The organism is Pseudomonas sp. FP2196, assembly GCF_030687715.1.
Classification (GTDB): Bacteria; Pseudomonadota; Gammaproteobacteria; order Pseudomonadales; family Pseudomonadaceae; genus Aquipseudomonas.
Genome location: NZ_CP117445.1, coordinates 3,737,814 through 3,750,568 on the forward strand (window position 1 = coordinate 3,737,814; position 12,755 = coordinate 3,750,568).

The following is a 12,755-nucleotide window of genomic DNA, read 5'->3' on the forward strand; positions in this document are numbered from 1 at the left end:
AAGCGCACATCAACGTGGTATCCGAAGCGAGTGATGAAGAATTAAGATAGCCAACCGCCATTACTTCACGGATCGCTTCGCCATGTCGGCAGCTCCTGTATGACCACACTCTTGATCAGCCTTGCCATCGGCACGGTCATGCTTGCCGTCATCGTTCTGCTGATCAGGCGCGAGCGCGGTTTGCGCAAGCAGCTCGGCGAATACCGTGAACTGCTGACCCGCGCCGCCGATGGCCAGAACATTCATCAGGACGGCGACGCCGAGCGCTTCAAGCGCAGCCAGTATTTTGCGCGTATCGGCACCTGGGACTGGGAAGTCGATACGGATCGGTTGTACTGGTCAGACGCGATCTACGGCATGTTCGGCTTCAAGATCGGCGAAATCACGCCCTCCTATGCGTTGTTCTGTTCCTGCGTGCACCCGGATGATCGCGTCAGGGTTCGCGCCGGTGAACTGCGTTGCCTGGAAACCGGGGAAAATCACGACGAGGAGTACCGTGTGGTCTGGCCAGACGGCACGATTCGCTGGCTTAGGGAAACTGGCAACGTGGTGAGAAACGACCACGACGCGGTGATCAAAATGATGGGCGTGGTACGCGACATCACCGAAGAAAAGGCCTCGGCCAGTTACCTGCAGCACCTTGCCCACTTCGACCCGTTGACCGGCCTGCCCAATCGTCTGGTGCTGGAAGAACGATTGGCCGCAGCGCTGGATCAGGCGCGCCAGAGCAACACGCGGGTGGCGCTGGTGTTTGTCGATCTCAACGGGTTCAAAACCATCAACGACCACTACGGTCACGCCGCTGGCGACCGCGTATTGATCACCACCGCCACACGCCTGCAACGCATCCTGCGCGCGACCGACACCGTCGCGCGCATCGGTGGCGACGAGTTCGTGGTCATCCTGCAAGGTCTGGCCCCGAACCTCAACTTGCAGAATGAAGCCCGCAGTATCTGCCATAAAATCTTCATCGAACTGTCCCCCCCGATCAGCATCGGCAACGACCAGCGCCACATCGGCACCAGTCTGGGCGTCGCGGTGTTTCCCGATCATGCGCCGACCATGGACAGGCTTCTGCACATCGCCGATCTGGCGATGTATGAGGCCAAGCGCAGTGGGAATAATCAGTATCGGTTGGGGGGTGGGCAGGTGTTGAGCCACAGTCGGATGGAATAACTCGCTCAGTCCGCAGGCTTGCCGAAGACAACACCATTGAAGGTGTGAGTGCAGCAGTGGCAACGCGGCGCCATATCCTCTGCATTCAAGCGCGGATTGACGATTTGCAGGCGCTTTTGTTCGTCGATATACAGACCATTGAAGTAGCTCGACTCGCCCAACCGGACGATTTCCTCGCGGTCGTCTTCATGAATGGCAACCATCCAGAACACTGGATCAGGCCGATCCAGACGAGACACCGCTTCGCTGAAAATCTCATCCCAGTCACCTCCAACCCGAGACAACAGAAAGCGAAACAAAGGGGTGTAATCCATGCCATAGCGTTTACCCGCATGCATCGAACCTCGCGATGCTTCGCTACGGCTTTCGGTTTTGGTATTGCGCTGATCGCGATAATGCGCGACTGACGCATTGCGACGAACGCCCCAGGTGCGTGTGTTTTCTTTACGGTAAAGAGGCTTCTTGTCCAATCTGTACTCCTGACATCCCGTCATTCAAACGCCACACGGGTTTTACCCGAATGGCGCTCGATTGCAATCCGCCTTCCATGGCCGATTGTTGCAAGAACGAGTTACCGCTCGACCGGCTGCATCTCGACAATCGTCCCGTTAGTGATCATCACCATGACGTACTTGTCGTTGATCTGCACCCACTGCGCCTGTTCGACCGGGGCTTTCAAGCCTTTCTGTTTCCAGTTTTTCAACGCTTTGTCGCTGCGTTGGTAAACGTCGGGAGCGCGGTCATTGACCTTCAACTCACGGTCGCTGACCGGGGATTGCACGGCGGGTTCGCTTGAGGTTTGCGCCGCTTGAACAAGTGGGCTGATCCCGGCAATGCCGGCGACGAGGGCCATGCTGGCGATTAGGGTTTTGCTGTTCATCGGTGAACCTCCTGAGATTTGTACTACCTGAACTCCGACTGCCGGGTTCGGGAATCATTCCTTGTTTTTTTGCCTGGGCTGGCTGGGGATTGCCGTTGGCTTTGAGGCCGCCATCGCTGGCAAGCCAGCTCCCACAGTTTCTGCGGTGTGCTCAATATTTCTGCAACAACACAAAACCCTGTGGGAGCTGGCTTGCCAGCGATGGCGTCGGCACATTCAACATTTTCATTGACTGACAAACCTCGATCGCCAGCAGATTCGCTCCCACAGGTTTATCAATTGCCTGAAGGGATTGATCCGCTTTTCACATCAATCCATGCCAACAATGCAATTAACATCCAGTTACACCTGCGCCACCATCCGCCTCAATAAAAACCGTGCGCCGCCCTCCCGTAGCGCACGTCATAAAAGCGGTGGAGTTCTTTTTCTATGACAGCCTCAATCCCACACGGCGGCTCGCGGGCCGGCGCCATTTTCCGGGTGACCTCGGGCAACTTCCTCGAACAGTTCGACTTCTTCCTGTTCGGTTTCTACGCCACGCAGATCGCGGCGGTGTTCTTTCCGGCGAGCAGTGAGTTCGCCTCCCTGATGATGACTTTTGCAGTGTTCGGCGCAGGCTTTTTGATGCGTCCGCTGGGGGCCATCGTGCTGGGGGCGTACATCGATGACGTCGGTCGTCGCAAGGGCTTGATCGTCACCCTGTCGATCATGGCCAGCGGCACGATATTGATTGTGCTGGTGCCCGGATACGAAACCATTGGTTTGTTCGCCCCGGCCCTGGTGTTGATCGGGCGCTTGCTGCAAGGCTTCTCGGCCGGTGCAGAACTGGGCGGCGTTTCGGTGTATCTCGCCGAGATCGCCACGCCGGGTCGCAAAGGTTTCTTCACCGCTTGGCAGTCGGCCAGCCAGCAAGTGGCGATCATCGTTGCCGCCGCATTGGGCTACGCGCTGAACGCGTGGATGGCGCCAGACGTGGTTGCCGATTGGGGCTGGCGCATTCCGTTTTTCGTCGGTTGCATGATCGTGCCGTTCATCTTTTTCCTGCGACGGAATCTGGCCGAAACCGAAGAGTTTGCCGCACGCAAACATCGCCCGAGCATGAAAGAAGTGTTCCGCACGCTCGGCCAGAACTGGGGCGTGGTGCTTGGCGGGATGTTGATGGTCGCCCTGACCACCACGGCGTTCTACCTGATCACCGTGTATGCGCCGACCTTCGGCAAAACCGTGCTGCACCTGAGCACGTCCGATGCGTTGCTGGTGACCCTGCTGGTCGGTGTATCGAACTTCTTCTGGTTGCCGATCGGCGGCATGTTGTCCGACCGCATCGGCCGCCGTCCGGTGCTGATCGCCATGTCGCTGCTGGCGCTGGCCACGACTTATCCGGCGCTGTCGTACCTGGTGCAGGCGCCGAGCTTCAGCCACATGCTGCTGTCGTTGCTGTGGCTGTCGTTTATCTACGGCCTGTACAACGGCGCGATGATTCCGGCGCTCACCGAGATCATGCCGGTGGAAGTCCGGGTCGCCGGTTTCTCCCTGGCCTACAGCCTGGCCACGGCGATTTTCGGCGGGTTCACGCCAGCAATGTCGACTTTCCTGATCCAGTACACCGGCGACAAAGCCGCGCCGGGTTACTGGATGAGCATCGGTGCGCTGTGTGCGTTGCTCGCCACGCTGTACCTCTATCGCCGCGCGGGCGGCCGTCTGCAACCAGTTGCGGCATAAGGAGCCTTCAACATGAAAAAACTATTCAACCTCACCGCCCTCGCCCTCTTGGCTTTCAGCGCTTTGGCGCACGCCGAAGAGGTGCGGGTGATGACCTCGGGCGGCTTCACGGCTGCCTATAAAATCCTCGGCCCGAAATTCGCCGCCGCGACGGGCAACACGCTCGACACCCAGCTCGGCCCATCGATGGGCAAGGCGCCGGAGGCGATCCCCAATCGTCTCGCTCGCGGTGAACACGCAGACGTGGTGATCATGGTCGGCTACGCCCTTGATGACTTGATCAAGCAAGGCAAAGTCGACCCGGCGTCACGGGTGGAACTGGCGGATTCGCGGATTGGTCTGGTGGTGCGCGAAGGCGCGCCGAAACCGGACATCAGCAACGTCGAAGCCTTGAAGAAAACCCTGCTCGACGCGCAGTCGGTGGCCTACTCCGACAGCGCCAGCGGCGTGTACATCGAGCAGCAGTTGTTCAAGAAACTCGGGATCGAAGATCAGCTGAAGCCGAAGGCCAAGATGATCGCGAAAATCCCGGTGGGTTCGGTGGTCGCCACCGGCGATTATCAATTGGGCTTCCAGCAGGTCAGCGAATTGTTGCCGGTACCGGGGGTGAGTTTCGTGGCGAAGATTCCGGAATCGGTGCAGTCCGTGACGCGCTTTGCTGCCGGCATTCCGGTCGGCGCGCAGCATCCCGCCGAAGCCAAAGCGTTGCTCGCCTACCTCGCCGCGCCAGCCGCCCAGGCTGACGTGCAGGCTACCGGACTGGATTCGGTCAAGCGCTGACAGTCGGCGGCTGGACTTTCATTTCCACCACCAGCCGCTCCAGCTCCAATGCCGCCGGGGTCAACGTGCGCCCCCGGCGCTTGATGATGCCCACGCTGCGCATCACCTGCGGATCGATCAGCGGCACGCGCGTCAGGATCGGATGATCCGGCCCCGGCAGCGCCATCAGCGGCACGGCTGCCACACCCAAACCCGCCTCCACCAGACCAATCATTGTCGTCACATGCCGGGTTTCGCAGATACTCGAGCGCTGCGGCACCACGCTGCTCAATGCCTGATCGAGCAAAAAACGATTGCCCGAGGTCTTGTCCAGCGAGATGTAATCCTGCTGATAAAACTCGTCCCATGTCACGCTGCTGCGCCCGGCCAACGGATGATCGCGGCGGCACGCGACGACGTAGCACTCCTGCACAAGCGGCTCGAAGTCGACTTTGGCATCCTGTGTGCCCAAAAAACTCAAACCGAAATCAGCCTCGCCATTGACCACGGCGCTCAATACATCGTGGGCGCTGGAGTCCAGCACTTTGACTTTGATCCGCGGGAATTGCCGGTGGTAATGGGCAATCACGCGCGGCATGAAGTAATACGCAGCGGATGGCACACAGGCGACGGTGACGTGGCCCAATCGGGTCGAGGCCACTTCGCTGATGCCGAGCAACGCCACATCGAGATCATCCAGCAAGCGCTCGACACTCGGCATAAACCCCCGCCCGGCCTGAGTCAGGCTGACTTTGCGGGTGGTGCGTTCGAACAGCTTCACACCGAGGGCGTCTTCGAGTTTCTCGATGCGCCGGCTCAGTGCTGGCTGCGACAAGCGCACGGTGTCGGCGGCCTTGCGAAAACTGCCCTGCTCGACCACCGCGCGAAAGGCTTGCAAGTCGTTGAGGTCGAAGTTGATGGCCATGGCGACACCCGGAAGATTGATTTGCAGAGGTTATAAATGTAACCAATTGATGCAACATGTTACAGAAATGAATTGATCCCTGTAGGAGCTGCCGCAGGCTGCGATCTTTTGACGTTGGTTTTTCAGAAACAAGATCAACAGATCGCAGCCTTCGGCAGCTCCTACAGGGAAATGGGTGAATCTGGAAGGTTTTGTTCGACGAGGGTTCGCCCTTATCCTTGTCCCCCCCGCCGTACCGCTGTCAGGAGTCAATCAATGCCCCATGAAGGCAACCTGTTACAAGCCGCTGTCGTGTTTCTGTTCGCCGCAGTGCTCACCGTGCCACTGGCCAAACGTCTGCAATTGGGCGCTGTGCTCGGTTATCTGTTTGCCGGGGTCATCATCGGCCCGTCGGTGCTGGGCCTGATCGGCAATCCGCAGAGCGTGGCGCATATCTCTGAGCTGGGCGTGGTGTTGCTGCTGTTCATCATCGGCCTTGAGCTGTCGCCACGACGGTTGTGGGTGATGCGCAAATCGGTGTTTGGCGTGGGTCTGGCGCAGGTGCTGCTGACCGCTTCGGTAATCGGCGTGCTGGCGTTGTCCGTGTTCGGTCAGCCGCTGAACAGCGCGATTGTGCTGGGCCTTGGCCTTGCGCTGTCGTCCACCGCGTTCGGCCTGCAAAGCCTGGCCGAGCGCAAGGAGCTGACCAGCCCCCACGGACGCCTGGCCTTTGCGATTCTGCTGTTTCAGGACATCGCGGCGATCCCCTTGATTGCGTTGGTACCGATGCTCGCCGGCGTCGATCACCACACCAGCACCGCCGACGATGTACGTCACAGTTTGCAAGTGCTCGGCGGCATTGCCGTGGTGGTGATCGGCGGGCGTTATCTGTTGCGTCCGGTGTTCCGCGTGGTGGCGAAAACCGGCTTGCCGGAAGTGTCGACCGCCACGGCGTTGCTGGTGGTGATCGGCACGGCATGGCTGATGGATCTGGTCGGTGTGTCGATGGCACTCGGTGCGTTTCTGGCCGGTTTGCTGCTCGCGGATTCCGAGTATCGCCATGAACTGGAAGCGCAGATCGAACCGTTCAAGGGCCTGTTGCTGGGGTTGTTTTTCATCAGCGTCGGCATGGGTGCCAACCTTGGTCTGCTGCTCAGTGCGCCGATCACCGTGCTCGGGCTGACGCTGCTGTTGATTGGCTTGAAGCTGCCGCTGCTGTTTGTAGTGGGACGGCTGGCAGGTGGGCTGAACAAGATCAGCGCCATACGCCTCGGCATCGTGTTGGCAGCGGGCGGTGAATTTGCCTTCGTGGTGTTCAAGATCGGTCGTGATCAGGGTCTGTTCGAACCGCGTCTGTACGACTTGCTGGTGCTGACCATCACCCTGTCGATGGCGGTGACACCGTTGTTGCTGTTGATCTGCGCTCGATTGGTCAGCCCCAAGGTGCAACCGGTGGAAGTGCCGGAGAAGTTCCGCGAGATCGACACCGACGCCCCGCGCGTGGTGATCGCCGGCATGGGGCGGATGGGCCAGATCGTGGCGCGGATTCTGCGCGCGCAGAACATCAAGTTCGTCGCGCTGGACACCTCGGTGGAAACCATCGAACTGTCGCGCAGTTTCGGTGGCGTGCCGGTGTTCTACGGCGACCCGATGCGCCCGGAAATCCTCAATGCGGCCAAGGTCGGCGAGGCGGAATATTTTGTGATTGCCACGGATGATCCGGAGACCAACATCAAGACCGCCGAGGTTGTCCGCAAGCTTTACCCACACATGAAAATCATCGCCCGGGCACGTAACCGTCAGCACGTTCACCGCTTGGTGGATGTCGGCGCGGAAGCGATTCGTGAGACCTATTACTCAAGTCTGGAAATGAGCCGACGCACGCTGGTCGGCCTTGGTCTGACCCAGGCGCAGGCCGATGCGCGAATCAAACGCTTCAAACACCATGACGAACAGGTGCTGGAGGCACAACACGCGGTCTACGACGACGCAGCCAAAGTCCTGCAAACCGCCCAGGAAGCCCGGGCGGAACTGGCGCGGTTGTTTGAATCGGATCAACTGGAAGAGGAATCACGCAAGACCTGATCCTTACTCAAAACCCCAATGTGGGAGCGAGCCTGCTCGCGAAAGTGCTGTGTCAGCCAACACTTCGACAACTGACAGATTGCCTTCGCGAGCAGGCTCGCTCCCACAGGGGATGGTGGTGGACTCAGGTCAGGCCATTTCCAGTTCGAGTTCCTGTTTGACCGGGGCAGTCTCAAACCGATCCGCCAAAAACGGCGTGATATCCAGCGGCAGCGGCTCGTCGTTGACCAGTTTGTCCAGCAGCACGCCGGTAATCGCCGAGGTCAGGATCCCGGTGCGGAAGTGCCCGCAGGCATTCAGATAGCCCTCCACCCCACGCATCGGTCCAAGGATCGGCAGCTCATCCGGCGAACCCGGGCGCAACCCGGCCCAAGTGCGTTTGAGGTTGACGTCTTTGAGCTCCGGCAGACAACGCACCGCGCCCTGCACCAGCCCGGCGATTTCCGGGTAGGTGGTGGTGACGTCGAAACCTTTGTCTTCGGTGGTGCTGCCGATCAGGATCTCACCGTTGTCCTTTTGCGCCACGTAGCAGTCGCTGGTGGTCAGGCAACCGTTGAGGATTTTCGGCATGCGTTCGGTCAGCAGAATCTGGCCCTTGACCGGCTTCACCGGAATGCGAATGCCGGTGGCCCATTCGCTCAAATCCGCCGCCCAGGCACCCCCGGCGTTGATCAGTGTCTTGCAGTGGAACACGCCCTGCTCGCTGGTCTGTACGCCGGTCACCCGCGTGCCGTGATGCAACACGCCGGTGACGTTGGTGTTGACGAAGATGTCGACGCCATTCTGCCGCGCCCCTTCCATGTAGGCATCGGCGAGGCGGAACGGACTGACCTGGTGATCGCAGAGAAACTCCAGCGCCCCGCGCGCTTCATGGCTGACGCTCGGTTCGGCTTCGCGCAGCGCGGCCTGATCAAGCCAGCGCACTTGATCGCCCAGATGCGGAATGCAGCCGACGATGTGCTCGGCGTAGAGCCGGTCTTCGTCGTCATAAATCACGAATTTCAGCCCGGTCTTTTCGAACTTGAAATCCATGCCGTGGTTGTCTTTCAACTCACGGTGCAGCGCCGGGTACAAGGCGTTGGATTGCAAGGCGAAATCGAAAAACGACTCCGGCAGAATGTGCGGTGTGCTGGCGTCCACCGCCACCGCCGCGCCTTGGGTTTCACGCTTGCGGTTGGCCGACATCATGCGGAAGAAAATCACCCCGCAGCCCAGCCCTACCGACTCGCCGATCGCCCACAAACCACCGGCTGAAGCGCGGGTCGCGTTGCCCGGGCGCTTGGCGTCGATCAGTGCAACCTTGAGGTCTTTGCGTTTGGACAATTGATAGGCGCAGGACGCCCCGATCACACCGCCACCGGCGATGATCACGTCGTAGAACTTACTCATGGGAAGCGGCCTCCGCGCCGACATTCTGGAATGCAGAAAAAGGGATCGGATCAATCGGAAAACGCGGGCGCAACCAACCGACATCCTTGCGCCCGGTGACCTGGCGCAAACGGTCGCTGCAATAGCCGACGCACATGCGCCCCTGGCAATCGCCCATGCTCACGCGGGTGCGCATTTTCAGGCTGGCGATGTCTTGCACGCCTTGCTCCAGGGCCCGGTCGATATCGGCGCGGGTCGCGTGCTCGCAGCGGCAGATCACCGTGTCGGCGGCCGGCAATGCGGTCTGGCCGACGCCGCGTTCGGTGTAGCGATCCACCGCCGCGCGGAAACGCACGATGGATTTCAGTTTGCCCAAATACCGGTCGCGGCGTACCTGAGCCAGTTCCTCTTCGAGCACACCACGTTGCAGCAGAATCGACGTCGCCGCGATCTTGCCGGCGAGCATCGCCGCTTCACCGCCGCGAATCCCGCCCATGTCACCGGCCAGATGCACGTGGTGCTCGTTGCTTTGCTGCCAGATGTTCGAATTGGCGCGCAGATAGCCGTCATCGCTGAAGCCGTGATCCAGGCCCATCTGCTGGCTCAGTTGCGTGCGCGGAATAAAGCCGTAACCGACCGCCAGGGTCTTCGCTTCAAAGCGTTCGACGCGGGACAGGTCGGGCTCCCAGGTGTCAGAGTACGGTGCGACGCTGACGCTTTTCAACTCGCCCTCGCCGTGGGCTTCGACCACGCCCCAGCCGTAGTTCATCGCGATGCCGTGCAGTTTCAGGTAGGCGAGCATGCTCAAGCCGTCGAGGAACAGTTGCGGCTTGTTCAGCAGCGCCAGACTTTCGCGGGCAATCTTGCCGAACGCGCACGCCTCATATACGCCCGCAACTTTGACGCCCGACGCGTGCAGTTGCGTCGCCACCAACGGCAACAACGGCCCGGTGCCGGCAATGATCACAGGCCCTTGCGGCTTGACCACGCCACTCTTGATTTGCAGTTGCAGGCCGCCAAGCAGGATCACCCCCGGCAAGGTCCAGCCGGGAAACGGCACGCTGCGTTCATGGCAACCGGCGGACAGCAACAAGTGCGAATACGCGATCTCGTGCAGTTGCTCATCGCCGTCCAGCACCACCAGCGCCCGAGTGCCCTCGGCGCCGACCACGCGATGATTCAGGTGCACGTCGATCAGCCCGGACTGCTCCTGAAATTCGCCGTGCAGTTTGCCCAGCGCTTCGGAGTAACGCGGCCCCAGATAATCCAGTTGCACGCCATCACGCAGCGGCCCGCGATAGACCACGCCGCCCAAGCGCGAGGCTTCTTCCAGCAATGTGCAGCGCACACCGTGGCGCGCCAGTTCGATGGCTGCCGCCATCCCCGCCGGCCCACCGCCGACGATCACCGGTTGCAGACTCATACGACCTCCTGCGCGGCGACACGGTTGACCTGGGTTTCGATCTGCATGCCGTCACGCACCACGGTCTGGCAGGCGCGGCGCTTGTGGCGGCCATTGATTTTCACCAGACAGCACTGGCACACGCCCATGCCGCAGTAGGCGCCGCTGATCTGGTCATGATCGTTGCGCGCAATCTGCCGCACGCCGAGGGATTGAATAACGCTGAGGACGGTTTCGCCGATGGCGGCGGTGACCGGCTGGCCGTTGATGTGGACGGTCATATCCGCCTGCGCCAAAGGCTGGATATCGAAGGTTCGTTCTAGGCAGTGCATTGCGGTGTTCATCCGTGAAGATTCAGTTGAGGTTGTGTCAGCTCCTTGCTGCACTACACCGTATCGACGCATTTATGGCTGTGATTGGAGCGTCGACGCGGGTACTTCGTCAGCGCAACGAGGTGCGCGAGAAGCACTGTAGTTCATACCTCAGCAAAGGCCTGGATCATTTACGTTAGGTGATAGCGCTAACGGAAATATTGATCCAGGCCAGTGAAACAGTCGGATTGTTTAACGATCAGTTGGAGAACACGAACCGGCCTTTGATCTTTTTCGAGCCAATCAAGGCGAGATCCGGGAACAACAGCGATTTGACCCAAGCGGCGTAGAACATCATAGCCAGCGTGAAAACCACGCCGAGCACAGTCGACACCGGCTCTTCGCTGTAGCCTACAAACATGCGCGGAACCTGGCTGATCGTGAAGGTGACATAGATCGTGTAAACCACCGCGATCCCCTTGTAGAAGCCCCACGCAAACAAGAGTGGAATAACGCCGATAATCAGCATCATGGCCAAAGCCATAGCAATGCCACCATCGTTGATTTGAACCAATCCAGCCAGCATACCGATAAGCCCCAGAATGCCCGTCAGCACCACCAGGAAGGTCACTTTGCCTGAATGTCGTTTTCTGAGGATCGGGTCCGGCCGCCCCCCGATCCACGCCGCCAACACTCGATCCTTGACCTTGCCACCGGAAAGCGCGTTGAAGGTTTCAGTCTTGGACCGGCCGGCGTCGAGCATCTCGACCAGTTGCCGCTTGATTTCCCGCTTGTTCAACTTATTCATCCTTAAACGTGCGAGCAACGGCCGACCCGTTGCCGCCGGCGATTCTCGCCGTTGACCCTGCAGAAAGCAAAAAGCCGCTACCACCCGAGGGTGGTAGCGGCCGAGGCATCCGCCCCAATAGAGCAATCAGTGCACGAAAAGGGCGATCAGGATGATGATCGGGATCGGTACGCCGAGGAAAAACAGCAGTAATGAGCGCATGGTGATTCTCCTTGTTTAACGAACTGGAGGCAGAGTGGACGAGGTGGTGTAAGTGTCGACTTCGACGTACTCGATCGCATCCCGACGACGACCGCCGAAGGTGGCTGCGAGGCTGGCGAAGAAAGCACCGGCCAACAGCGCAATGAACATCCACAGCGAAGTCCAGGCGGCGACTTTCGCAGCGGTGTCAGCCGCTTGTTGGGCTTTCACTTTGGCGTCCGCGATAGCTTTCTGAGTGCGGGCGTAGACTTCATCGACGCGACGTTCAGCGTCGGCCTGACTCAGGTTGGTCCGTTGCGCTACCAGTTGCGCGAGGTAGGTACGGTCTTCAGCGCTGAGCTGACCATTGGCCAGGCTCTGAGCGAAGATTCGCGCTACCGCACCATGGGCCGCATCATCACTGACGGACGCTGGGCGGTCATCGCGGAACAGGCTATCGATGAAATAACCGTACTGATTGCTGTCAGTGTTCGCTGCAGCGGAACCGGCCGCTTGGGTCACAGCGCTCGCTGCGCCGCCAGCGATACTGGCACCGGCCTGCACGCCGCCGCTGATCACGCTGCTGACCGAGCCGACCACCAGAATCGCGGTCACCAGTGTGGCCACGCACCACGCCAGGAACCCATGGGCGGTGTCGCGGAAATACACTTCGTCACCGTGCATGTTCGCCCACTTCACCCGCAGGCGACCGGCAATGTAACCGCCCAGCCCGGAAGCGATGATCTGCGTCGCTGCCAGCCAGACAATCGTTGAAATGCCCAGGCCCTTGGCGCTGACGCCCTCCCCGGCCCACGGTGAAACCGCAGAGAATCCCAAACCGAAGCCGAGCAGCACCAAAATCATCGACAGTGCCGCGGCCGCCGCTGCACCCGCGAAGATCGCGCCCCAGGACACGCCTGAGACGTTGCTCGACTCTCCTTCGTAGGCAGGATAAAACCCATCAGAGGATCTATTCATTGTTGTAGTGCTCCAGGCATGAAAAATGGTGTTACAACTCGTCACACTACGAATTGCAGCGACCGTGCCAGACGCCAGAATTAAATAAATGATCAGATTTCAACGACTTAGAAAAGATGAACTTCTTAGGACGTTGCAATTTGCAAAGTGCGGCTGATTTCAGCGGGTTTTATGCATTGGCA

The 12,755-nt window shown here is 59.8% G+C and carries 12 protein-coding genes; 4 read left to right on the forward strand and 8 right to left on the reverse strand.

The genetic code is table 11. From position 1 onward, the window contains the following. Positions 1-99 precede the first annotated feature (99 nt). Positions 100-1,176, forward strand: coding sequence for a sensor domain-containing diguanylate cyclase (locus tag PSH79_RS16655; protein WP_305438496.1), 1,077 nt, complete (start codon positions 100-102; stop codon positions 1,174-1,176). 5 nt (positions 1,177-1,181) lie between these two features. On the opposite strand, the gene PSH79_RS16660 is transcribed toward PSH79_RS16655, so the two are convergent. Together PSH79_RS16660 and PSH79_RS16665 are read right to left on the reverse strand one after the other, a co-directional pair. Then, on the reverse strand, positions 1,182-1,646 hold the full coding sequence (locus PSH79_RS16660; protein ID WP_305438497.1) for a hypothetical protein: 465 nt from the start codon (positions 1,644-1,646) through the stop codon (positions 1,182-1,184). A gap of 101 nt (positions 1,647-1,747) precedes the next feature. Then, positions 1,748-2,056: an RcnB family protein gene (locus tag PSH79_RS16665; RefSeq protein ID WP_305438498.1), complete on the reverse strand. Its 309-nt coding sequence runs from the start codon at positions 2,054-2,056 to the stop codon at positions 1,748-1,750. 429 nt (positions 2,057-2,485) lie between these two features. Here PSH79_RS16665 and PSH79_RS16670 point away from each other — a divergent pair, with 429 nt between their 5' ends. Both PSH79_RS16670 and PSH79_RS16675 read left to right on the forward strand, forming a co-directional pair. Beyond that, complete coding sequence (locus PSH79_RS16670) at positions 2,486-3,778, forward strand: MFS transporter (RefSeq protein WP_305438499.1); 1,293 nt, start codon at positions 2,486-2,488, stop codon at positions 3,776-3,778. Between the two features lie 12 nt (positions 3,779-3,790). Then, the gene (locus PSH79_RS16675) at positions 3,791-4,558 is read left to right on the forward strand and encodes a substrate-binding domain-containing protein (RefSeq protein WP_305438501.1); all 768 of its coding nucleotides are present in this window, start codon (positions 3,791-3,793) and stop codon (positions 4,556-4,558) included. Here the strand turns inward: PSH79_RS16675 and PSH79_RS16680 are convergent. Further along, a complete protein-coding gene (locus PSH79_RS16680; RefSeq protein ID WP_305438502.1) occupies positions 4,548-5,462 on the reverse strand; it encodes a LysR family transcriptional regulator in 915 nt (304 codons plus the stop codon). The genes PSH79_RS16675 and PSH79_RS16680 overlap by 11 nt on opposite strands. A gap of 255 nt (positions 5,463-5,717) precedes the next feature. Between PSH79_RS16680 and PSH79_RS16685 the strand changes: the two genes are divergently transcribed. Continuing rightward, on the forward strand, positions 5,718-7,526 hold the full coding sequence (locus tag PSH79_RS16685) for a monovalent cation:proton antiporter-2 (CPA2) family protein (protein WP_305438503.1): 1,809 nt from the start codon (positions 5,718-5,720) through the stop codon (positions 7,524-7,526). Positions 7,527-7,655: 129 nt separating this feature from the next. Here the strand turns inward: PSH79_RS16685 and hcnC are convergent, their stop codons facing one another. The 5 genes from hcnC to PSH79_RS16710 all read right to left on the reverse strand — a co-directional run bounded on the left by hcnC (position 7,656) and on the right by PSH79_RS16710 (position 12,573). After that, positions 7,656-8,915 (reverse strand): cyanide-forming glycine dehydrogenase subunit HcnC, encoded by a 1,260-nt coding sequence (hcnC, locus tag PSH79_RS16690; RefSeq protein WP_305438504.1) that lies wholly within the window; start codon positions 8,913-8,915, stop codon positions 7,656-7,658. Beyond that, a complete protein-coding gene (gene hcnB, locus PSH79_RS16695) occupies positions 8,908-10,317 on the reverse strand; it encodes a cyanide-forming glycine dehydrogenase subunit HcnB (RefSeq protein WP_305438506.1) in 1,410 nt (469 codons plus the stop codon). The genes hcnC and hcnB overlap by 8 nt, the downstream gene beginning before the upstream one ends. Further along, positions 10,314-10,628 (reverse strand): (2Fe-2S)-binding protein, encoded by a 315-nt coding sequence (locus PSH79_RS16700; protein ID WP_095190222.1) that lies wholly within the window; start codon positions 10,626-10,628, stop codon positions 10,314-10,316. Before PSH79_RS16700 ends, hcnB begins: the two co-directional genes overlap by 4 nt. 238 nt (positions 10,629-10,866) lie before the next feature. After that, positions 10,867-11,406 carry a hypothetical protein gene (locus tag PSH79_RS16705; RefSeq protein ID WP_305443995.1) on the reverse strand — a complete coding sequence of 180 codons (540 nt, stop codon included), beginning with the start codon at positions 11,404-11,406 and terminating at the stop codon, positions 10,867-10,869. 225 nt (positions 11,407-11,631) lie between these two features. Further along, on the reverse strand, positions 11,632-12,573 hold the full coding sequence (locus PSH79_RS16710; RefSeq protein WP_305438507.1) for a hypothetical protein: 942 nt from the start codon (positions 12,571-12,573) through the stop codon (positions 11,632-11,634). Between the last annotated feature and the right edge of the window lie 182 nt (positions 12,574-12,755).